Source organism: Stenotrophomonas sp. YJH_SMC_53, assembly GCF_059369995.1.
On sequence record NZ_JCAFTF010000004.1, the window covers coordinates 1 to 22,992 of the forward strand.

The following is a 22,992-nucleotide window of genomic DNA, read 5'->3' on the forward strand; positions in this document are numbered from 1 at the left end:
CTTCATCGAGATGTTCTTGCCGGTCAGCGTGGTGTTCTGCCAGGTGCTGCTCTCGGCATTGGCCTTGCTGCTGCCAACACTGGCTTCGGCGTACACGTACACGCCGGTCTGCGCCCCTACCGAGACGCCCACGCCGACTTCGGCACCGGCATTGCTGCTCTTGCTGCGGTCGGTCACATGCGCCTTGCCTGCTTCCAGCAGGATGTCGCCGGCCGAATCCAGGCTGAGGGTGTTGCCTGCACTCAGATTGCCCTGCACCACGTGGATGTCGCCCTGGGTGCTGGTCAGGTTGACGTTGCCGCCGCCCTGGATGGTGGAGCCACGCGACACCCTGCTGCTGCCATCGGCACTGCTGTTGGCGGTCTTGAAGCCGATGCCTGCTTCAGCACGGAACAGTTCGCCACTGCCGCCACGGCCGGACAGTGCCGAGATCGCACTGGCTGCCTGGTACGCGTTGGCGCCCGCTGCCATGCCCTGCATCTTCTGCAGGCGATCATCCGACTGACGGGCCGCGTCCACGTTGTTGATCAGGTCGATCAACGGCGACTTCACCCGCGCGAACACGCCGATCTTCAGGTCCTTGTCGCTCTGCGAGTAGTGGCCGCTTTCGTCGGCGGTCAAAAGCTCGATCTCGGCGGCGGTGATGTTCACGTCCTTGGTCGCCACCACGTTGCTGGCGGTCTGCGTGTACTTGCCGCCAGCCGTCAGGTTTACGCTGCCGCCCAGGCTGCCGATGCTGCTGGCCACCTGTGACACCTGCGCGCTGTCGTCCTGGTGCTGCTCGCGGTGCCAGCCGGAGAACTTCTCGGTATCCGATATCTGTACCGTGCCGATCGCCTTGCTGTCGGACGTATTGGCGTTGCTGACCGTATCCTGCCCGCTGCGCACCAGCAGATCACCGGCCGCACGGATGTTCACGTCCTTCTCGGCGGCGATGTTGGCTGCGGTCAGGCTGATGTTGCCCTCGGTGGTGGCCATGCGCACGCCGCCGCCGACCGACAGCTGCGTGCCAGTGATGGTGTCACTGCTACCGCTGCCCTGGCTCTGCGAGTTGTTGGTACCGAACGGTAGGCCGCTGGTGTTGTTGGCAAAGCCCCAGCCCTTGCCGCGGCTGCTGCTGTCGCTGCGCTCGGTGTTGTGGGCCACGTCGAACACGATGTCCTTGGTGGCCAGCAGCACAGCGTTGCCCTCGGCCGACATCTGCGTGCCCTGGCTGAGGATCGAGCCGCCGTTGGCAATCAACGTGAGATCGCCACCTGCAGCCAACTGGCTGACACGGGCATCACTGGTCGAATGGCTCTGCTCGCTGTTGGTGCGCTGGCTGCCGGCAGTCACCACGGTCGAAGTGGTGGCCGCACGCAGGCCGGAGGCTGCGCCTTCAGCGGTGCGGGTGATCCGCCCCATCGCCGAGCCACTGTCGGCCATGCCGTCGGTGGTTGAATCGCGGGCGCTGCGATAGGCCTTGGTCGGGTCGTAGGTCACGCCCACCGAGAACCCGCTGGACTTGCTGGCCTGGCTGGATTGGCTGTCCGTGGTGTCCTGTCGCGCCAGCAGCGCAATGTCCTTGCCCACCAGTGTCAGGTTCTCGCCTGCGGCGACGTCCGAGGCCTCGATCGTCAGTGTGTTTCCAGCATTGATCAGCACATTGCCGTCGCGCGAGGCGATCGCCGATCCCACCTGGGTGGTGGACTGCTCGGCGTGGGTGCTGCTGTTCTTCGCGCTGCTGTAGCCGACCGATGCCACGCCGTTGCCAAAGCCTCCGGTAACGCCGGATTTCTTTTTGCTCTCGCTGGACTCACTGCTGTGATGGTCCTCGGCGGCAGTGATCAGCACATTGTTGCCAGCCCCCAGAATCACGTTACCGGTGGCATCGACCACCGCACCTACCGCAGTCAGATCGCGGCCAGCCGTGATGTTGATGCGCTCGCCCTGGATCGCCGTGCCGATGGCATAGCTGTCGCTGGCGTCGACGCTGCGCGTGGTGGTGGTGCTGGAGAGTGTCTTCTTTTTCTTGTCGTAGCTGTCCAGGCTGTAGTCGTGCGTCTCGTTGGCCGAGAGCAGGTTGACGTCGCGGCCCGCAGCCACGCTTACCGCGCCGTCATTGCTGTCGACCAACGCGGCTGTAAAGCTCACGTCCCGGCCCGCGTTCAGCAGCAGATTGTCCCCGGCCTGCAATGTACTGCCGCGCACCGTCTCATCACGCTGGCTGACCTGCAGCGAGCTGCGCTTGCCTGCATTGGCAAAATCCCGGCTCTCACTGTCCACCAGCGCCTGGCTGTTGATGTCCCCACCGGCCTGCAATGCCAGGCCACCACCAGCATTGATCTGCGCTGCAGCAAGGTTGATGTCCTTGCCAGCGGCCAGCACCACGTCGCCAGCGCCCTGCACCGACGAGGCAGCGTGTGTCGTCTTGCTGCTGCGCTGGTGGTTGCGTTCATCGAAGGTGGCGTCGCGGCGCTCCTCCAGCGCAATCGCGCCAACATCCAGAGTGCCGCCTGCGGCCAGCTGGGTCAGGCCGTCGGCGCCGGCGTTGCGGATCTGTGCGGCCTGCAGGCTGATGTCACCGCCAGCCACCACCGACAGCATGCCGTCGCCACTGGGGTTGGTTACATACAGACCAGCAACCCGATCAATGCGGTTGGTCTCGTACTGGTAGGTGCCACCGCCCTGCTGTGTCTCCACCGTGGAGGCCACCGTGACATTGCCCGCGGCCTTGACCGACAGCGCATCAGTGGCCGTCACGGCGGCACCGACAACGCGGATGTCCTTGTCCGACGACAGCCCGACGTACTGGCCGGAAATGCTGCCGCCCAGATGCTCGATGTTGCCGGCATCGATGGTCACCAGCTTGCGGCCAGCGATGTTGCCGGTGTTGACCAGGCCATTACCCAGTTTGATATCGACATTGGCGCCGGCCAGCAGTGCACCGTTGCCGTCCAGATCGCCCGGGCGCAGGCGCAGGTAGACCTGCGGCACCAGCGCGGTGGTGGTGCTGCCATCGGCCAGGGTGACGGTCTGCTCGACCAGCCAGACGATGTCACTGGTCAGCTGTGCCATCTGCGCTTCGGTCAGCGCCACGCCGGGGCGAAGGCCCCATTCGCTGGCCACCGTGGCACCGGCCTCCAGCAGCGCGCGGTACTGCGCCTCGTCACTGGCGTAGCCGTCCAGGAAGCGGCGACCGGTCAGCTGGCCGATCTGCTCGCGCACCAGCTTCTGCTCGTAGTAGCCATCACCCAGCCGCTTCTGCACGGTATCGGGCGAGTAGCCCATCTGGCCCAGCAGGTGGTCCGAACTCAGCCAGGTCTTGTGGTCGGTGAAGCGCGGATCGGTCTCGACCAGATAGTGGCCGCCGTTGGGATTGACGTTGAACAGGCTGGCGCTCGGCGTGCGCGTGTCCGGTGCACCCATCGCGATGCGATCCGGCGATCCTCCACTGGCTGCGACCACGCGCGGCCCGGACGTACCGGTGTTGCCGCTCACGCCGCCGACGCTGCTCCCTTGCTGGGTACTGGCACCATCGGCCGCCTGTGCCAGCGCGCGTTCGGCACCGGTGCCGGCGGACTGGCCCGGCCCCTGCGCACCGCCATGGCCCGGCCCATCCGGCAGCGCCTTGGGCCCCTGCACGTTGAGGTTGGCCATGGCCGAACCGTTCTGCACGTTCGGCGCGTTTCGCCCCTGGTTGAGGTTGCTCAGGTCACCGACGTCGATGACCAGCGTGCCTCCACTGGTGATGCTGCCACCGATCCTGCCGATCTCCTCGGAGATCGTCTCATTGCTCCAGGTGACCCGTTCGTTGCTGTAGGTGTGGCCCACATTATTGAATTCATGGGTGCGGAACAGCGTCTGCGCCAGATTCTCGACCTTCGCCGTCGCGGTCAGCCCCACGATGCTCAGGTTGCCCCCTGCGGCGATGCTGCCGTAGTGGTTCTTCAGGTTGTTCGTGCCGATGCGCATCGCCCCGCCGGAGCGGATCACCGCATCGGCGCCTACTCCGGCGCCGAGCACATCTTCGGTCACCGTCCGGGTGGCAATGCGGTACTGCTCGTTGCTGCTGACATTGTTGCCACCCGAGCCGCGCGGATTGGTCAGCGTATGATCCGGATCGTTGTAGTCCTTGTAGGTCCACAACTGCACGCAGTTGGTGGTGCAGGTTCCGTAGTTGCTGGAATAGGTCAGCTTGTCGTCGACATAGCGGAATGGCGGCGCATCGGGATGCAGGGTGCTCAGCTCGGCGAACGGGTCATCCGCGCCGACGCGCACCTGGTCCGGATTGACCTGGTTGTCTTGGCGACCGACGTAGTACATCACCACCGTGCCATCCTGCACGTTCAGGCGCGCGCGTTCGCCCAGGCCGGCATACAGGCCACCGCGCCCGAAGAAGTAGGCACTGGTCTTCGAGCTCAGGCGCACCACCGCGCGATGCACGGTGAAGCCATCAGGCGTGATGTGCGGCGTGTCTTCGAGGATGTCGGCCGGGTCGAGGTAGTACACCTCGTGCGCGGAGTAATGGCTGGTACTGCGGATGTCCTCGGTGCCGTTCTTGCCGTTGCGCCACCATGCCGGGCGATCCAGCCGCACCGGATCCATCACGGTCCTGGTCTGCGAAACGACCACGTTCTCGCGGATGTTGTTGACCTCCTGCGCATCGATGGACAGGTTGCCGCTCACATCGATGACCGAGCTGATGTTGTCGATCCGCCCGGCAATGCCGCTGGCGATCCGGTCGGCGCCGAGCGCGCCACCGATGGCCGCATCACCGCCGCTGTAGATCAGGCCCTTGCCGGTGTTCTGCAGTTCGCGCACGCCCAGGTCCAGCCGCTCGCGTGCGGCCACGGTGCCGACGCGGGTGGCACCACCGGCCTCTTCGGCGCGGTTCTTCAGCACGCCGGTGGAGATCGCCACGCGATCACCGTAGATGCGCCCGGTACCGAGATTGTCGATTTCGCCGGCCTCCAGGAGGGTCAGCGCGCCATCAATCAGGCCCCGGTTGGTCAGCTGGCCACGGGCATTGAGGTGGGTCGTGCCCTGGCTGGAGATCTCACCCGAAGCCGCATTGGTGATGTTCTGGGCGTTGAGGTCGAGGTTGCCACCGCGCACCACGCCCTGGTTGTCGAGGTCGCCGGACAGGTTCAGCGACAGCGTGCCGTTGGCGATCCATTCGCCACGTTGGCGCATGCCCTGCTGCAGGGTGAGGCCGAGGTCACGCTGCGCATGCACCTGGCCATCTTCGCTGAGCGCACGAGCGACCAGGGTCTGGCTGCCATCGGCGCGCAGCAGGCCACCGCTGTTGGCGACGTTGTCCGCCTGGCTGTCCAGATTGCCGCCGGTGCTGATCACGCCGCCGGTGTTCTGCAGCTGGCCGTTGATCTCCAATCGTGCACCGCCATCGGTGACGACCTGGCCCTGGCTGTTGTCCAGCCACTGTGCGCCGAACTGCAGCTGGCCCGCCTGCAGGCCACGCGTGCCGTCGCCGCCACGGGTGTTGCGGTTGTCCACGCTGGCGGCCGTGAGGGTCAGCAGCTGGCCGGCCGCGATCGCGCCGGCGGCGTTATCCAGGTGCCCGCCCAGGGTCAGGTCGAGGTTGCGCCCGGCCTGCACGCGACCACTGGCATTGGCCAGGCTCGCCGTCTGCAGCGACAGATTCGCGGCGCTGGCAAGTGTTCCACCGCCACTGTTGTCGACGCGGGCCAGCAGCAAGCGCGCATCGCCTTGTGCATTGACTGCGCCGCCACGGTTGTCCAGCACGCCACCATCCAGCTGCAGCTTCCCGGCCGCCAGCAATCCACCGCTGCCGGCGGTGGCGCGGTTGTCGATGTCCTGCCCGGCCGTGTTGATGGCCAGGTCGGCCGCCGACTGCACGCGACCGCCCTGGTTGTCCATCGCGCCACTGCGAACGATCAGGTCGCCCTTCTGCGTGCCCAGCGTGCCGGCGCGGTTGTCCAGCCGCTGGCCGCGGGTATCGATGTCCAGCTGGCCGCCCAGCAGCGTGCCGCGCTGGTTGACCAGGCCGTTGCCCTGCAACTGCAGCCGTTCGCCGGCCTGCATCGCGCCGTCGCTGTTGTCCACGCCTGCCGCCGTGGTCGCGCTCAGGTCCTTGCCAGCGACCAGGGTGCCGTGGCGGTTGTCGAGACTGCCGGCGCCCAGGGTCATCGTGCCGGTGCTGGACAGCAGCCCCTGCTCGCCATTGTCGAGACGACCGTCAACGCCCAGCACCAGCGCGCTGCCGCCCGCATGCACGGTGCCGCCCTGGTTGCCGAGGCTGGCCGCGGTGACCGTGCCGGCACCGCCCAGCAGGATGCGGCCCTTCTGGTTGTCCAGCGCCTGGCCGATCGCCAGCGTGGAGTGACCGCTGCCTGCACCCTGCAGCGTGCCCTGTGCATTGATCAGCTGCTGCGCGGTGAGATCCAGCACGCCATTGCCCGCCAGCGTGCCACCACGATTGTCCAGCACACCCTGTACGCGCAGGCGCAGCGCGTCTTCACCGGTTGCGGTGAGCGTGCCACCGGCGGTGGTCAGGGTATCGGCGGTGATGTCGACGCGGCGCGCCGAGGTGGTTGCCGCGGTCAGATCGAGGTTGGCGCCATCCAGCGCGAAGCTGCCATTGCTGAGCACGCTGCCGCCGTTGCCCAGCAGGGTCTTCGCCGAGACCTGCAGCTGGCCGCTGCCGGCGTGCTGGATCCTGCCTGCACTGTTGTCGAGCGTCTGTGCCAGCAGGGCCAGGTCGCCATTGCTGGCCAGCGTGCCACCGGCATTGCCCAGCGTCGTGGCCTTGATGCGACTGGCGCCTTCGCCGCTGGCGATGATGCGGCCACCGGCGTTGTCGAGCGTAGTGGCCTCAAGGTCGAGGCGATCGGCGCCCAGCGTCGCGTCACGATGATCCACGTCGCCAGCACGCAGGGTCAGCGTGGCCGAGGAGACCAGCGTGCCCTTGCTGCCGTCCAGGCGGCCGGTGGTGATGTCCAGGCCCTGGTTGCCGGCCTGGCGGATGCTGCCGCCACTGTTGTCCAGCCGTGCGGAAGTGACCGTCAGGCGATTGGCATTGCTGGCGATCGTGCCTTCGTGGTTGTCCAGCGCAGCGACGATCTGCAGCGTGCTGTCAGCCGTTCCGGCACCGCTGAGCGTGCCCTTGCGGTTGATCAGTTCACCGGCCTGCACATCCAGTGCCCCGTTGCCGGCGATCGTGCCGCCGCTGTTGTCCACGCCCTGCGCCACGTGCAGCCGCAGCGCGTCGCTGCCGGTCGCGCTGAGGTTGCCACCGGTGTTGTCCAAGCGCTGCGCATCGATGGCAATGCGCTCTGCCTGGGTAGTGCTGCCGGCCCCCAGCAGCAGGTCGCCGCCCTCAAGTTCCAGCGCCGACTGGCTGAGGATGCGGCCGCCCGCACCCAGCAGGCTGTCGGCGCGGATCTGCAACGTACCGCCGCCGGCGTGTTCGATTGCACCGCTGCGGTTGTCCAGGCTTGCCGCCTGCAGCCGCAGATCACCGGTACCGGCCAGGCGGCCGCCGTTGCTGTTGTCCAAGCGCTCTCGGGCCTGCACCTGCAGCGCGCCGCTGCCTGCCGCCAGCACCTTGCCGCCCTGGTTGACCAGGCTGCCAACCTGCAGCTGCACCTGGCCATTGCCGGAGATGCCGCCGCCGCTGTTATCCAGCGTGTCGCGCACCGTCAGCGCCACGCCCTGCGTGCCGGCCGACTGCAGCGTGCCCTTCTGGTTGTCGATGCGACCGGCGTCGATGCGCAGGCCGCCGTTGCCGACGATCTGGCCGCCCTGATTGTCGAACGCATGGCGCACGTCCAGCGCCAGCGCCGAGACACCCTGCGAGACGATCTGGCCCTGGCGGTTGCGCAGTGCCCCGGCGTGGATCTGCACACTCTGCGCCGATGTCGTGCCACCACTCACGTCCAGCTCGCCGCCGGACAGCACCAGCGCGCCGTTGCTGAGCAGACGCCCTTCGCTGCCACGCAACGTATCGGCCTGCACGCTCAGGATGCCGGTGCCAGCCTGCTGAACCAGGCCGTTGCTGTTGTCCAGCGTGGTCGCGACCAGTGCCAGATCGCCGTTGCCGGCCAACGTGCCGCGGGCACTGTTGTCCAGCGTCGTGGCCTTCACCGAACTGGCCCCGGTACCGAGCGACAGCAGGCTGCCGCCGCGGTTGTCCAGCGTCGCGGCGAGGATGTCGAACGCCGCCGCACTGAGCGAACCGTTGCGCAGATCGGCGTTGCCGGTCGACCATTGCAGGCGGCCCAGGGTACTCAGTCGCCCACCGCTGCCGGCCCAGTCGCCCGTATCCAACGCGAGACCACCGCCACCGGCGTGTTCGATGCGGCCACCGGCATTGCCGACCTGGCCTGCGCGCAACGCCAACTGCGTGGCATTGGTGGCCAGCAGGCCACCGTCGTTGTTGAACAGGCCCTGCACCGTCCACGACGATGCCGCTTTGCCGGCGTGGCGCAGTTCACCACCGCGGTTGTCGAGCGCCTGCGCATCCAGCGACAGGTCGCCGGCCACGCTCAGCGCACCCTTCTGGTTCGACAACAGGCCCACCCGCAGCGCGGCATCGCCATGTACCTGCAGCGTGCCGCCATCATTGCGCAGATCGCCACCCGCCCGCAGCGCGGCCACACCCAGGCGGCCTCCACTGTTGTCGAGGCCGGCACGTGTGGCGAGCGATACCGCACCACCGTTGGCGATGCTGCCGCCGTCGTTGTCCAGCGTACCGGCGATGGCGATCAGGCCCTCGGCCAGGGGCAGCTCCGGCGACGTCGGCGTGCCCGCCGAGCCGCCATTGCCGCCTCCGGTTCCCGGCGTTCCCGGCGTGCCGGTTCCGGGTGTTCCGCCGCCATTGCCGGGCGACGCGCCGCTGCCAGCGCTGCTCCCGTTACCACCTGATGCCATGGCATCCAGTGCACCCAACAGGCCATTGCTACGGTTGCTGGCTGCGTCGGCCTTGAGTGCCAGCGCTTGCACACCGGTCTGTTGAATGGCGCCGCCATGGTTGCGCAACCCCTGCGCCTGCAGCTGCAGGCGCTGTGCATTGAGCGTGCCGTTGCTGTTGTCCAGCGTGCCACCGGCGGTGATCGCAACTTCGCGCGTGGCCGCGATGGTGCCGCCATTGGCAAGATCGCCACCGGCCTGCACGCGCACGTTCTGCCGCGACTGCAGGGCGCCTGTGTTTTCCAGCCGGCCATCCACCGTCACCACCAGCTCGCCGGCCTGTGCGCCAATGCTGCCGGCATTGCGCACGCCCACGCCGTGCTCATTGCCGACCAGCCAGATCTTGTTGGCGAACATGCCGCCCAGCGCACCAACGTCCAGCGCGAAGGCCGGCGCCTCGCCGCTGGCCGCGGTCGCACTGGCCTGGCTGTGGTCGGCACTGACCACGTTGTTGCCCAGCGTCGCCTGCAACTGATTGGCCCAGATGCCGGCGTTGACCTGCAACGAACGGGTGATCAGGTCGGTGTAATCGGCACGGCTGGTGTCCAGGCCATCGCCATCGATCTGGATCGCGCCCCCTGTGACGCGGTAGCCCTCAAGTGCGCCTGCACCCGTGAACATCGGCGTGCCGGTGGTCAGGGTCACCCGGCTGGCATTGAGGAAACCGCCGCCATTGACCTGGATGCCGGCCGGGTTGGCAATGATCACCTCGGCGCGCTGCCCGGCCACTTCCACATAGCCGTTGAGCCGGCTGGCCGGACCATTCACTTCATTGAGGATGACCCGTGCACTGCCGGTGGCAAGCCACGGGTTGCCCTGCACCCAGCCGCCCAGCTGCGTCTGCACCTGGCCGCGGGCGTTGTTGAGGATGACGCCATCGCGGCCCACGTCGAACTGCGAATAGCGGTTGCGCGACACACCCGCCGCCGACGGCGTGGTGATGTTCACCATCGGCACGCCATTGGGTGCCGTCACCATCGTCGGCCGTTCACGGCCCGGCGCATTCGGATCGGAAATGATGCGCGCATCGGACTGCGCCAGCGCAGGCGTTGCCAGGCTGACCCAGCCCAGTGAGCACATCAGTGCGAAGCCCAGCGGCGACAGCGCAGCGCTCTGCCGGCCCGGCACATGGCCGACCAGGCCACCGCCGCCCTTCACCAGCTCCGAAGCCACCTGCCAGACGCGCAGCGCGCGGTTGAAAACCAGACGATAGATAGTGTTCATGTCACGTGTCCTTGTGGCAGATCAGTAGCGCCAGGCCAGGCTGAAGCCGAATGTGGTGTAGTCGGTGGGGAAATGGGCGGGTTTGCGCAGCGCCGAACCCACGAAGCCATCCCAGGAAAGCTGCTGCCAGCCGCCGCGCAGGCCCAGTGCCATGCCGGCCAGGTCATGGCCGGACTGCCACTGCGCGGATGGGCCGCCGATGCGGCCGTAGTCGGCAGCCACGTAGAACTCCTGGCCGCCACCGATACCGAGCGAAAGATCGTTGCGCAGCGACCAGCCGCGCTCACCGCTGAGCGAGCTTTCACCATCGAAACCGCGCACGGTATAGCGGCCGCCGATGGCGAAGCGGTCCTGTGGCGAGAGCGGCGTGCGGTTCCACTGCGCCCGCCATGCGGCGGTGTAGCGCAGGCGCTGCCTGCCCAGCTGGAACGGCACGCTGAACTGCGCGTCGGCGGTAATCAGCTTCATCCGCGAGGTCCCTTCCAGCGGCAGCGTCGGATCCCACTGCTGCGCCATCTCTTCTGGCGAGCGCAAGGCGTGGAAGGCCCCCGTGCCACGCCGGTAGGCCACGCTGGCATCGAGCGTGGCGTTGCCGATGAACTGCTTGTGGGTCAGGCCCAGTTCCCAGCCCGCGGTGCGGCGACGCTGTACTTCGATCTCGGTATCGTCGATGTAGTTCTTCGACTCTCGCTGCCAGCCGCGCGCGTAGGCGCTGAACTTGACCTTGGCATTGCGCAGCAACAGCCGGTCCACCCGCGCTTCGGCGTTTTGGCTGCGGCCGCTGTAGTCATAGCTTTCAAAGGCACCAACCACGTTCTGGCTGTAGTCGTAAGCGCTGGCGGTGGCACCGAACAGCCAATACCCGTAGGGCACGTCGTAGTGCGCGGTCCAGCTGTTGGTGTCCTTGCCGCGGCCGTTGAACACGCCACGGCCCGCACTGACGTAGAACAGCTCGTTCAGGCCCAGCGGATTGTCCAGCGACAGCGTCGCGTTGGCCTGCAGCTTGCCGGTGCCGCGGCTGCCGGCATCGTCCAGGGTGACGCTGGCGCGCACCGGCGAGCGCTGCGTCCAGTCGATCTGCAGGTCGCTCTGGCCCGGCGCCGCGCCCTCGCCGTCGGCCGGCGCGATCTTGATGTCGGCGCTGACGGTGGGCACGCGCTGCAGGTTCTCCAGGCCCTGCTCGATGTCACGCAGGTTGAGCAGGCCGCCACTGCGGATCGGTAGTGCATTGGCGAGGGCCGGATGCCGTCCCTGCGGATCGGAGAACGCGGCCTCGCGGAACCGGCCCGGCACCACCGACAACGCCAGCGTGCCCTGGTTGAGGTCCTGCGGTGCCGACAGCACGCGCGTGGTGACATAGCCACGCGCGATGATCGCGTTCTGCACACGCTTCATCACCACGTTGATGCCTTCGGTCCCCAGGCAACGGCCGGTGGCCGGATCGTCGACCGGATCGGCGGCCGCCAGTGCCCAGCCGAAGCGTTGGCTGCCTTCGCCTTCCAGCACGATGCGATCGATGCGTACGCACGGGTGCTCCTGCGCCGGCAGGCGGTCGCTCTCCTTCTGCGCGTCCCGCTCCAGGCGGACGTCGGGGCGTTGTTCCTGCTGCTCGCGCAGCACGCGTTCGCGCTCCTGCTGCCGCAGCAGTTCCTGCGCGGCGGGATCACCGGCCTGCTGGGCGGTCGCCGGCCATGCGGCAACGGCGAGCATCAACGACCAACCACGATGGAGCCTCGGCCCCGGGTGCTTCTTCCCTGTTTCCACGCTACGTTCCATTCGAAATCGTCCTGCCAGCCGCGGTGCTGCAGGAACGTGAGCCGAGGCTGCGCCACCATGGACAGCCACGGCATCGCGCGACAGGCGCAATGCCGCAGTACAGATCGGCCGGCGCGGGAGTTTCTGAAGGATGAATTTCCGCAGGGCGCGCGTCAGCCCGGCGCAAGGGCTCGCGGCAAAGCGTTGGCAGGTGGCGGAACGAGCGTTCGCCTCGTACCTGCAAAGCGGCACATGCGGCTGCACGACAGCCGTGCAGCGAAGTGCAGCCGCGAAGTATGCGGTGCACGGCCCACGCCCGCAAAGCGAATCCGTTCAGCCGCACACACCCTGCGCGCGGGTCACGCTACAGTCGGCGCATGACCATCGTCCTACAGATTGAAGGCGCCGCCATCGATGACATCGCCAGCCTGTACGCGGAGATCAACCGCGTGTTCATGGCTGGCGAGGCGTGGCAGCTCGGGCCAAGCCTGGATGCGCTGGACGACCTGCTGCATGGCAGTTATGGCGCGTTGGCCGGCCAGGCGCAGGCCACGCTGATCTGGCGCGATATTGCCCACAGCCGCACGGCCCTGGGCATGGAGACCACCCGCCAATGGCTGCAGGCAAAGCTGGACACACCGGGCAGCTTCAATACGCAGGCCATTGCCCACCAGCTGCAGGCCCTGCAACGGGGCGAAGGCCCGACCTACTTCGAGATCGTCATGGAGATTTTCACCAGCCACCGGCAGATCACGCTGGTCCCGGCCTGACTCCTTTACGTGCCGTACCGGCCTGCCACCGGTGGCGGCAGCCCTGCGCCCCAGCAGTTACCATGGACGGCCCTGTACCCGCTCCGCTGCGGCCGCCCTCCGGCGTGGCCGGATGCCCAGATCCACGAGTCCCATGTCCAAAGACAAGTCCGCCGAACACACCCCGCTGATGAAGCAATTCTTCGCAGCCAAGTCCGAGTACCCGGACCTGCTGCTGTTCTTCCGCATGGGCGACTTCTACGAGCTGTTCTACGACGATGCGCGCAAGGCCGCGCGCCTGCTCGACATCACCCTGACCCAGCGTGGCAGCTCCGGCGGCGCACCGATTCCGATGGCCGGCGTGCCGGTGCATGCCTACGAGGGCTACCTGGCACGGCTGGTGGCGCTGGGCGAGTCAGTGGCGATCTGCGAGCAGATCGGTGACCCGGCGCTGGCCAAGGGCCTGGTCGAACGCAAGGTGGTGCGCATCGTCACCCCCGGAACCGTCACCGACGAAGCGCTGCTGGACGAGCGCCGTGACACCCTGCTGATGGCGCTGTCGCGCACGAAGCAGGGCTACGGCCTGGCCTGGGCCGACCTGGCCGGTGGCCGCTTCCTGGTCAACGAAGTGGAAACCGACGATGCGCTGGAAGCCGAACTGGCCCGACTGGAGCCGGCCGAGCTACTGGTGCCCGACGAAGAAAACTGGCCGGAATTCCTGCGCCAGCGCACCGGCGTGCGCCGCCGTGCGCCGTGGCTGTTCGATGCCGACAGTGGCCGCCGCCAGCTGCTGAATTTCTTCAAGCTGCATGACCTGAGCGGCTTCGGCATCGATGACAAGCCACGTGCGACCGCTGCCGCAGGTGCCCTGCTCGGCTATGTCGAGGAAACCCAGAAGCAGCGCCTGCCGCACCTGACTTCGATCGCGATGGAAACCGCCGGCGAGGCGATCGCGATGAATGCCGCCACCCGTCGCCACCTGGAACTGGATACGCGCGTCGACGGCGATACCCGCAATACCCTGCTGGGCGTGCTCGACAGCACGGTGACGCCGATGGGCGGCCGCCTGCTGCGGCGCTGGCTGCACCGCCCGCTGCGCCTGCGCGAGGTGCTGGTGCAGCGCCACCATGCGGTGGAAACCCTGATCGATCGCGGCAGCGACGCCGACATCCGCGAACAGTTCCGCCGCCTGGGCGACCTGGAACGCATCCTCACCCGCGTCGCGCTGCGCTCGGCGCGCCCGCGCGATTTTTCCACCCTGCGTGATGGCCTGGGGCTGCTGCCCGCCGTGCGCGAGGTGCTGGCGCCACTGGATTCGCCGCGCCTGCAGGCCCTGCATACCGCGCTGGGCGAACACGATGAGTGCGCGCAGCTGCTGGCCAGCGCCATTGCCGAAATGCCGCCACTGAAGCTGAGCGACGGCGGCGTGCTGGCCGACGGCTTCGATGAAGAGCTGGACGAGCTGCGCCGCCTGTCCACCCATGCTGACCAGTTCCTGGTCGATCTGGAACAGCGCGAACGCGAAAGCAGCGGCATTCCCACCCTGAAGGTGGGCTACAACCGCGTGCACGGCTACTACATCGAGATCAGCAAGGGCCAGTCCGACCGTGCGCCGGTGCACTACACCCGCCGCCAGACGCTGACCAATGCCGAGCGCTACATCACCGAAGAACTGAAGGCGTTCGAAGACAAGGTGCTGTCCGCGCGCGACCGTTCGTTGTCGCGCGAGAAATACCTGTACGAGCAGCTGCTGGACACCCTCGGCGAACAGCTGGAACCGTTGAAGCAGTGCGCCGCTGCGCTGAGCGAACTGGACGTGCTGGCCGCCTTCGCCGAGCGCGCGCAGGCGCTGGACTGGTCGCGGCCGGAACTGGAAACGGCACCGTGCCTGAAGATCGAGCGTGGCCGCCATCCGGTGGTCGAAGCGGTGCGTGAGCAGCCGTTCGAACCGAACGACCTGGACTTGCATCCCGACCGTCGCATGCTGGTCATCACCGGCCCGAACATGGGCGGTAAATCGACCTACATGCGGCAGAACGCGCTGATCGTGCTGCTGGCCCACATCGGCAGCTTCGTGCCGGCCAGCCGTGCGGTTATCGGTCCGATCGACCGCATCCTGACCCGCATCGGCGCCGGTGACGACCTCGCCCGCGGGCAGTCGACCTTCATGGTCGAGATGGCCGAGACCAGCTACATCCTGCATCACGCCACCGCCCATTCGCTGGTGCTGATGGACGAGATCGGCCGCGGCACCTCCACCTACGACGGACTGGCGCTGGCCGATGCGGTCGCACGTCACCTGGCCTACCAGAACCGCTGCTATACGCTGTTCGCGACCCACTACTTCGAGCTGACCGCGCTGGCCGACGAACAACACGAGGGCGGCCGCAGCGGCATTGCCAACGTGCACCTGGATGCCGTCGAGCACGGTGAAGCGCTGGTGTTCATGCACGCGGTGAAGGACGGTCCGGCCAACCGCAGCTTCGGCCTGCAGGTGGCCGCACTGGCCGGCCTGCCGCGCACTACCGTGGCGCAGGCACGGCGGCGCCTGGCCGAGCTGGAGCAGCGCGGCGGTGAAAGCCATGCCGCCGAGCTGGCGCCGCAGGCATTGGATGCGCCGCAGCAGTTCGGCCTGTTCAGCGCCCCGGCCAGCAAGGCGCAGGAAGCGCTGGCGGCGATCGACCCGGACGAACTGACGCCCAAGCAGGCGCTGGAAGCCCTGTACCGGTTGAAAGCGCTGCTGTAACTGCAACGCATAGAGACGGCCTCCGGCTGCCATGCAGGAGGCCTCTTGAAAGTCTCTGCAAATCCGATTCTGCGTTTCAATTGACAGAATCTATCGATCTGAACGGATCATTCGATTATTCATTTCATCTGGCCCTAGCTAAAGTCGAGTGAAGATGTTCCACCCCGTCTTCACCCGCAGGAGCCAGCCATGAGCCAGTCCGATAACAACAGTCCCAAGTGCCCGTATCACACCGCTCCGTCGCCGGCAGAAGGCGCCCAGCAGCAGCGTGAGCTGAGCACGACGCCGAAGCAGAAGCACGGCGACGATCCGGTCACGCCGATGACCACGGCCTTCGGCGCACCGGTGGTGGACAACCAGAACAGCAAGACCGCTGGCCCGCGCGGCCCGCTGCTGATGGAAGACGTGTGGCTGCTGGAAAAGCTGGCCAACCTCAACCGCGAGATCATTCCCGAGCGCCGCATGCATGCCAAGGGATCGGGTGCGTTCGGTACCTTCACCGTCACCCACGACATCAGCAAGTACACCCGCGCCAAACTGTTCGAGAAGGTGGGCAAGCAGACCGAGATGTTCGCGCGCTTCACCACGGTGGCCGGCGAGCGTGGTGCCGCCGACGCCGAGCGTGACATCCGCGGCTTCGCACTGAAGTTCTACACCGAAGAAGGCAACTGGGACCTGGTCGGCAACAACACGCCGGTGTTCTTCCTGCGCGACCCGCGCAAGTTCGCCGACCTCAACAAAGCGGTCAAGCGCGACCCGCACACCAACCTGCGCAGCGCGCGCAACAACTGGGACTTCTGGACACTGCTGCCCGAAGCCCTGCTGCAAGTGACCGTGGTGATGAGCGACCGCGGCATTCCGCGCAGCTTCCGCCACATGCATGGTTTCGGCTCGCACACCTACAGCTTCACCAACGCCGACAGCGAGCGCTTCTGGGTCAAGTTCCACTTTGTCAGCCAGCAGGGCATCGAATCGCTGACCGACGCGCAGGCGCAGATCCTGGTCGGCCATGACCGCGAAAGCCACGGCCGCGACCTGTTCGACGCGATCGAGAAGGGCGACTTCCCGAAGTGGAAGCTGTTCATCCAGGTCATGCCGGAGCTGGAGGCGGAAACCTACCGCATCCATCCGTTCGACCTGACCAAGGTATGGCCGAAGAGCGACTACCCGCTGATCGAAGTGGGCCAGTTCGAACTGAACCGCAACCCGGTCAATTGGTACCAGGACGTGGAGCAGTCGGCGTTCGCACCGAGCAACCTGGTGCCGGGCATTGGCCCGTCGCCGGACAAGATGCTGCAGGCACGCCTGTTCGCCTATTCCGATGCGCAGCGCTACCGGCTGGGCGTGAACCACCACCAGATTCCGGTGAACGCCGCACGCTGCCCGGTGCACAGCAATCACCGCGATGGTGCGATGCGCGTGGATGGCAACTACGGCGGCCTGCCGCATTACGAACCGAACAGCTATGGCCAGTGGCAGGAACAGCCGCAGTACCGCGAACCGCCGATGAAGATCCGCGGCGACGCCGACTTCTGGAACTTCCGTGAGGACGACGCCGACTACTTCAGCCAGCCCGGTGCGCTGTTCCGCAGCTACAACCAGGCACAGAAGGACCGCCTGTTCGCCAACACCGCCCGCGCCCTGGGCGATGCACCGGACTTCATCAAGCAGCGCCACATCGACAACTGCAGCAAGGCCGACCCGGCCTACGGTGCCGGCGTCGCCGCAGCCCTCAAGGCGCTGGCCAGCCAGCCATCGGATCCGTTCAAGCCGGCGCAACCGGAAGCGGACTTCCCTACTGCGACCCCGGGCGCGGAAGACATCGAACTCTGATCGCCCTCCCCGTGTACGGCACGCCGCCTCCCTGTGAGGCGGCGTCGCCGTTTTAACGGTCCGCGTCGTACCTTCTGCACGCCCCACCCCAATCAAGGAATCCGCAGATGAGCCTGACCGATGAACTTCTCGCCAAACTGCAGGGCGCGCCGCTGCAGCAGGTCTCCCAGCAGCTCGGCATCAGCGATACCCAGGCCTCCGGTGCGATCAGCGCCGCACTGCCGGTGCTGATGGGCGCGCTGGGCAACAACGCCTCGCAGCCACAGGGCGCACAGGCGCTGCTCGGCGCACTGCAGAACAACCACAGCGGCCTGGACCTGGGCAGCGTGCTCGGCTCGGTACTGGGCGGCGGTGGCGGTGGTGCCGCCAGCGATGGCGCCGGCATCCTCGGCCACATCTTCGGCGGCAGCCAGCAGAAGGTCGAAAGCGGGCTGGCGCAGGCTACCCAGCTCGACAGCGGCCGCACCAGCCAGTTGCTGCAGATCCTCGCACCGATCGTGATGGCCTTCCTCGCCCAGCGTCTCGGTGGCGGCCAGGCCGATGCCGGCTCGCTCAGCCAGGCGCTTGGCCAGGAAAAGCAGCACGTGCAGCAACAGGGTGGTCTTGCCGGTGGCCTGCTCGGCAGCCTGCTGGACCAGGACGGTGACGGCCAGCTCGGCGTGGGCGATCTGCTGAAGATCGGCGGCAGCCTGCTCGGCGGCAAGCGCTGACGCCTGCGGGCGCCGGACCTGGTCCGGCGCCGCATCATTTACAGCGCGTCAATATCGCCCAGCGCGCGGATCAACCGGCGCGCGCGCTTGTCCGGCTTGTGCTCCGGCGGCTGGAACCCATCGCGCGCGGCGATGCGCAGCGCACGCTGTTCGGCACGACGCGCCTTGGAGGCCTCGCTCTCGGCATACAGCTGCTGCGCCGTCGCTGCGGGCCCGCGCTGATCGCTCAGGCCGAGCACCTGGACCTCGAAATGCTCTTCACCACGGTCGACCTGAAGCTGCTCGCCCACGCGCACCGCGCGTGAGGATTTCGGACGCTGCCCGGCAACGCTGACCTTGCCGGTCTCGATCGCCTGCTTGGCCAGGCTGCGGGTCTTGAAGAAACGGGCCGCCCACAACCAGATGTCCAGGCGGACACTGGGTGACAGCGGGGAAAGCTCGGGCATGGGGGCAGACTACTCCAGTGGCTTGTTGAGGGGACGCGGGTTGTCCGGGTCGGCCCGGCAGCCGGTGCCGCCGATCAATGGCCGCACCCCGGAGGCCAGGTCCTGGCGCTGGCTGCCGACCAGACACTCGGGACGGTCGGTTGGCCGGATCTGGGTATCACCCAGCCGGTCGTCCATCGAACATGCGGCCAATACGACGCTGATCAAGGCCAGCGCCAGCCTCCGCTCCACCTGCAGTCGTTGATGCATTGCCACATCCCGCAAACCGGCTTGGTGCTAGTGTGCGCCTCCCGGGATTCGATCACCACTCCATGGCCAAGGCACCGCTTGACCTGACCTCCGGCCCGATCGGGCGCAATCTCCTGTTGTTCTCCCTGCCGATCCTGGCGGGCAACATCGCGCAGTCGCTGAACGGCTCGGTAAACGCGGTCTGGGTGGGGCGCTTCCTCGGCGAGGCGGCACTGACCGCCACCGCGAACGCCAACAACATCATGTTCTTCCTGATCGGCTCGGTGTTCGGTTTCGGCATGGCCTCCACCATCCTGATCGGCCAGGCGATCGGCGCGCGCGACATCGTGCAGGCGCGGCGCGTGGTCGGCACCAGCGCCACCTTCTTCATCGGCCTGTCGGTGATCATCGCCCTCGCCGGCTGGTTCATGGCCCATCCGCTGCTGGCGGCGATGGGCACGCCGGCCGCTTCGCTGCCATTGGCCGAGGCCTACCTGCAGATCATCTTCCTGGCGATGCCGACGCTGTACGCGTTCGCCTTCCTCACCGCCGCGCTGCGCGGTGCCGGTGATTCGCGCACGCCGTTCCGCTTCCTGATGGTGTCGGTGGCGCTGGACATCGTGCTGAACCCGGTACTGATCTTCGGCATGGGGCCGTTTCCCGCGCTGGGTATCGCCGGCTCGGCGTGGGCCACGCTGGTCGCGCAGACGCTGTCGCTGGCCGGCCTGCTGCTGTACATGCGGCACAAGCGCCACACCCTGTGGCTGGGCCGCGCCGACATGCGCCTGTTCAAGCTCGACATGACCATCCTCAAGGCGCTGGTGGTCAAGGGCGTGCCGATGGGCCTGCAGATGGTGCTGATCTCGCTGTCGGTGATCCTGCTGATGACCATGGTCAACCAGTACGGGACCGACACCGGCGCGGGCTACGGCGCTGCCCTGCAACTGTGGAACTACCTGCAGATGCCAGCGATGGCGATCGGTGCAGCGTGCTCTTCGATGGCCGCACAGAACGTGGGGGCGCAGCGCTGGGATCGCGTGCGCGGCACCGCGCGCCAGGGCGTGCTGTTCAACTTCCTGCTGACCGGCGCGTTGATCCTGCCGCTGGTGCTGTTCGATCGCCAGCTGCTGGCGCTGTTCCTGCCACCGGCCAGCCAGGCGCTGGAGATCGCGCGCCACCTCAACCACGTAGTGATCGGCTCATTCCTGTTCTTCGGCGTCAGCTTCGTGATCTCCGGCGTAGTGCGCTCCACCGGCGCGGTGATTCCGCCGCTGCTGATCCTGGCTGGCTCGCTGTGGGGCGTGCGCGTGCCGTTCGCCGAACTGCTGCAGCCGTACTGGGGCGCCGATGCGATCTGGTGGAGCTTCCCGGTCAGCTCGCTGGTGTCGATGCTGCTGTCGCTGGCGTATTACCGCTGGGGTGGCTGGCGCAAGGCGAAGATGATGGGCAAGCCCTCGCATGCCGAAGAACTGGCCACGCCCTCTGAGATTCCCGCCTGCCCACCCTCGCCGGTGGCCGACCCGGATGCAGCACTGGAGCGGTAGTGCCGCCACGTTGAGGTGGGTGCGGACCGTTGGTCCGCACAGGCCTGTCAGCCGAGCATGGGCTCGGCTCTACAGAAGACGGTCAGCGCTTCTTCTTCGCCGCGTTGAACGTCGCCGCCGCGCGCAGCAGCGCCTTGAACGCAGCGGCATCCGGCATCGCGCCTTCATGGATGTCGATCGCACGCCGCGTGTTGCCGTCCAGGCTTGCGTTGAACAGCCCCTTTGGATCGGCCAGCGCCGCACCGTTGGCGAAGGTCAGCTTCACTGCCTGCTTGTAGGTCTCGCCGGTGCACAGGATGCCGTTGTGCTCCCACACCGGTGTACCCCGCCATTTCCAGGTTTCCTGCACGTCGGGCAGCGCTTCATGGATCAACGCACGCACGCGTGCCAGTGTTTCACCGCGCCAGTCTGCCAACTCGGCGATGCGTGCATCGATCAACTCGGTGGCCGGTGTTCCGGCATCGGCCGGGTTGGGGGCATGCGTGGCCATCAGGAGCTCTCGTCGGGAAAGGAATGAGAAGGTCGGGGTTACATGCGCTCGCCGGGCAACGCGGCGGCCTGGCGCACCCAGTCGAGGAACTGTGCCTCATCCAGCAGGCCGTCCTGCGGGATGTGCAGGTAACGCGTATCGGCGCTCCTGGACGGCTCGGGCGGCACTGGCGCCAGTGCCGCGCCACGGAAGAACGCCACCTTGATGTAGCGGGTGAAGCAATGGAAGCCGAGAAACCACCCTTCGCCCGGCGCAACCGCATACATCGGCGAGTTCCACTTCACCGCCTTGTGCACCCCAGGTACGGCCTGCTCGATCAATGCATCCAGTCGCGCGCCGATCGGACGTTTCCAGTCCGGCATGGCGGCGATGTATGCCTGCACCGGCGCATCGCCCTCGCCCTTGGCGATCTGCGGGTTGCCACCGGACAGCAGCGTGGGCGCAGTGGAAGGTGCGGTTCGCTTGGCAGGCATCGCACGCTACGTCCATCGGGATGAAGCTGCAGCCTAGCGCGGGCCCGCCCGGTGGTCACGGCGCAGTGCGCCATCGGCTCAGCCCGCCTGCCGTGCGCGGAACCGGCGCCAGTCCGGCAGCTTGCGGTGGCGGCGCAGCGAGCGCATCAGCGCTGCCATCACGATACCGAACAGCACGCCAGCCGACAGGCCGGCCACCAGCAACAGCGCCAGCGGGCGCTCGCTGCCCTGCCACAGCATCAGCCACATCAGCGCGGTCCAGAACAGCCCGAACAACAGGCCCTGCACCAGCGCATTGGTGCCGAAGCCGGCCAGGATCGGTGGCGGCAGGGCAATGCCCAGGCGCCATAGCAGGCGGTGCAGCAGCGGCGCCGACTGCACGCGCGCCAGCCCCTTGCCGTCGAGAAAGCGCAGTGCCGACTGGATCACGGCGGGATAGCGCGGGTTGATGTCGCTCATCAGCTGATCGTGGCCGATGCGATGCCGGAAACGCAAACGGCCACCCGAAGGTGGCCGTCGCGGCAACAACCGAAGTTGTTTATCAGGCCTTGTCGGCCAGACGGGCAGCCTTGGCGGCAGCAGCGGCAGCCAGGTCTTCCTTGATGCGGGCAGCCTTGCCTTCCAGGCCACGCAGGTAGTACAGCTTGCCGGCGCGGACCTTACCACGACGCTTCACTTCGACCGAGTCGATGATGGCGCTGTGGGTCTGGAAAACGCGCTCGACGCCGTAGCCGTGCGAGATCTTGCGCACGGTGAACGAGGAGTTCAGGCCGGCATTCTTGGTGGCGATGACGACGCCTTCGTAGGCCTGCACGCGCTCGCGGCTGCCTTCCTTCACCTTCACGTTGACGACAACGGTGTCGCCCTGGCTGAACTTCGGCAGTTCACGGGTGATCTGGGCGGATTCGAATTCCGCGACGATGGACTTGTTCAGCTTGCTCATGGGTTACACCGATTCTTGTTCGGGTGGGCGTGTCGTATCGACAACGTGGGCTCATGCAGTCACCGGACTGTGCTGCACGTTTGTTTTGGGTACTGCGCGCGCCAACCGGGGCTGGCGGGAATTGGCCATGATAGCCGATAAAGCCAGCCCTGCGCTAGGGGCTGGCCTTCTGGTTCCGGGCCTGGCGGCCCTGCTCCAGCAGTTTGCGGTCGGCCTTGCCCAGTGCCTGTTCATCCAGCAGGTCCGGGCGCCGCTGGGCGGTCCGGAGCAGCGACTGCTGGCGGCGCCAGGCGGCGATGGCCGCGTGGTTGCCCGAGCGCAGCACCTCCGGCACGTCCCCCAGCGGGTGCTGGGCCGGCTGGCTGTAATGCGGGCAGTCGAGCAGGCCGAGGTCGCCCTCGAAGCTGTCCTGCGCCGCCGACTCCGCATCGTTCAGGGCACCGTCCTGCAGGCGGGCCACGGCGTCGATGATCACCGCCGCGCCCAGCTCGCCCCCGGACAGCACGTAGTCGCCGAGGGAGATTTCCTCGTCGACATTGGCCTCCAGGAAACGCTCGTCGATGCCCTCGTAGCGGCCACAGAGCAGGACCATGCGCGGCAGCGCCGCCAGTTCCCGCACCTTGGCCTGGGTCAACGGCGCGCCCTGCGGACTGAGGTAGATCACCCGCGCCGGGGTGGGATCGGCCTCTCGGATCGCCTGCAGGCAGGCCTGCAGCGGCTCGATCAGCATCACCATGCCCGGACCGCCGCCGAACGGACGGTCGTCCACGCGGCGGTAGTTGCCTTCGGCGTAATCACGGGGATTCCAGCCATGCAGGCTGAACAGCCCCTTCTCCTGTGCACGCCCGACCACGCCCAACCCAGCGGACTGGGCGAGGAACTCGGGAAACAGGGTGATGACGTCGAAACGCATGCTCACA

General features: G+C 67.1%; 14 protein-coding genes. 5 read left to right on the top strand and 9 right to left on the bottom strand.

The window, feature by feature from the left end; all coding sequences use genetic code 11:
* The coding region (locus tag AC5P7X_RS07175; protein ID WP_495214670.1) for a hemagglutinin repeat-containing protein at nucleotides 1–10,155 on the bottom strand (10,155 nt) is incomplete at its 3' end.
* Between the two features lie 21 nt (nucleotides 10,156–10,176).
* On the bottom strand, nucleotides 10,177–11,865 hold the full coding sequence (locus tag AC5P7X_RS07180) for a ShlB/FhaC/HecB family hemolysin secretion/activation protein (protein ID WP_495214672.1): 1,689 nt from the start codon (nucleotides 11,863–11,865) through the stop codon (nucleotides 10,177–10,179).
* A gap of 422 nt (nucleotides 11,866–12,287) precedes the next feature.
* Here AC5P7X_RS07180 and AC5P7X_RS07185 point away from each other — a divergent pair, with 422 nt between their 5' ends.
* From AC5P7X_RS07185 to AC5P7X_RS07200, 4 genes are all read left to right on the top strand, one after another.
* Nucleotides 12,288–12,680 carry a barstar family protein gene (locus AC5P7X_RS07185; protein ID WP_053498144.1) on the top strand — a complete coding sequence of 131 codons (393 nt, stop codon included), beginning with the start codon at nucleotides 12,288–12,290 and terminating at the stop codon, nucleotides 12,678–12,680.
* A gap of 133 nt (nucleotides 12,681–12,813) precedes the next feature.
* A complete protein-coding gene (mutS, locus tag AC5P7X_RS07190) occupies nucleotides 12,814–15,405 on the top strand; it encodes a DNA mismatch repair protein MutS (protein WP_495214673.1) in 2,592 nt (863 codons plus the stop codon).
* 189 nt (nucleotides 15,406–15,594) lie between these two features.
* Complete coding sequence (locus AC5P7X_RS07195) at nucleotides 15,595–17,238, top strand: catalase (protein WP_005415744.1); 1,644 nt, start codon at nucleotides 15,595–15,597, stop codon at nucleotides 17,236–17,238.
* A 107-nt stretch (nucleotides 17,239–17,345) separates the two neighbouring features.
* Nucleotides 17,346–17,948 carry a DUF937 domain-containing protein gene (locus tag AC5P7X_RS07200; RefSeq protein ID WP_065178082.1) on the top strand — a complete coding sequence of 201 codons (603 nt, stop codon included), beginning with the start codon at nucleotides 17,346–17,348 and terminating at the stop codon, nucleotides 17,946–17,948.
* A gap of 38 nt (nucleotides 17,949–17,986) precedes the next feature.
* On the opposite strand, the gene AC5P7X_RS07205 is transcribed toward AC5P7X_RS07200, so the two are convergent.
* On the bottom strand, nucleotides 17,987–18,394 hold the full coding sequence (locus tag AC5P7X_RS07205) for an RNA-binding S4 domain-containing protein (protein ID WP_005415742.1): 408 nt from the start codon (nucleotides 18,392–18,394) through the stop codon (nucleotides 17,987–17,989).
* Nucleotides 18,395–18,403: 9 nt separating this feature from the next.
* On the bottom strand, nucleotides 18,404–18,643 hold the full coding sequence (locus AC5P7X_RS07210; RefSeq protein WP_053498135.1) for a hypothetical protein: 240 nt from the start codon (nucleotides 18,641–18,643) through the stop codon (nucleotides 18,404–18,406).
* A 62-nt stretch (nucleotides 18,644–18,705) separates the two neighbouring features.
* On the opposite strand from AC5P7X_RS07210, the gene AC5P7X_RS07215 reads away from it, so the two are divergent.
* The gene (locus AC5P7X_RS07215; RefSeq protein ID WP_171958153.1) at nucleotides 18,706–20,166 is read left to right on the top strand and encodes an MATE family efflux transporter; all 1,461 of its coding nucleotides are present in this window, start codon (nucleotides 18,706–18,708) and stop codon (nucleotides 20,164–20,166) included.
* Between the two features lie 82 nt (nucleotides 20,167–20,248).
* Here the strand turns inward: AC5P7X_RS07215 and AC5P7X_RS07220 are convergent, their stop codons facing one another.
* The 5 genes from AC5P7X_RS07220 to trmD all read right to left on the bottom strand — a co-directional run bounded on the left by AC5P7X_RS07220 (nucleotide 20,249) and on the right by trmD (nucleotide 22,985).
* Nucleotides 20,249–20,656 (bottom strand): DUF1801 domain-containing protein, encoded by a 408-nt coding sequence (locus tag AC5P7X_RS07220; protein ID WP_053498491.1) that lies wholly within the window; start codon nucleotides 20,654–20,656, stop codon nucleotides 20,249–20,251.
* Between the two features lie 38 nt (nucleotides 20,657–20,694).
* On the bottom strand, nucleotides 20,695–21,129 hold the full coding sequence (locus tag AC5P7X_RS07225; protein ID WP_070489271.1) for a DUF1801 domain-containing protein: 435 nt from the start codon (nucleotides 21,127–21,129) through the stop codon (nucleotides 20,695–20,697).
* Between the two features lie 78 nt (nucleotides 21,130–21,207).
* Nucleotides 21,208–21,588, bottom strand: a complete 381-nt coding sequence (locus AC5P7X_RS07230) for a DUF6404 family protein (RefSeq protein ID WP_053498494.1) — start codon at nucleotides 21,586–21,588, stop codon at nucleotides 21,208–21,210.
* An 82-nt stretch (nucleotides 21,589–21,670) separates the two neighbouring features.
* A complete protein-coding gene (gene rplS / locus AC5P7X_RS07235) occupies nucleotides 21,671–22,072 on the bottom strand; it encodes a 50S ribosomal protein L19 (RefSeq protein ID WP_005415736.1) in 402 nt (133 codons plus the stop codon).
* A 154-nt stretch (nucleotides 22,073–22,226) separates the two neighbouring features.
* Nucleotides 22,227–22,985 (bottom strand): tRNA (guanosine(37)-N1)-methyltransferase TrmD, encoded by a 759-nt coding sequence (trmD, locus tag AC5P7X_RS07240; RefSeq protein ID WP_005415735.1) that lies wholly within the window; start codon nucleotides 22,983–22,985, stop codon nucleotides 22,227–22,229.
* Between the last annotated feature and the right edge of the window lie 7 nt (nucleotides 22,986–22,992).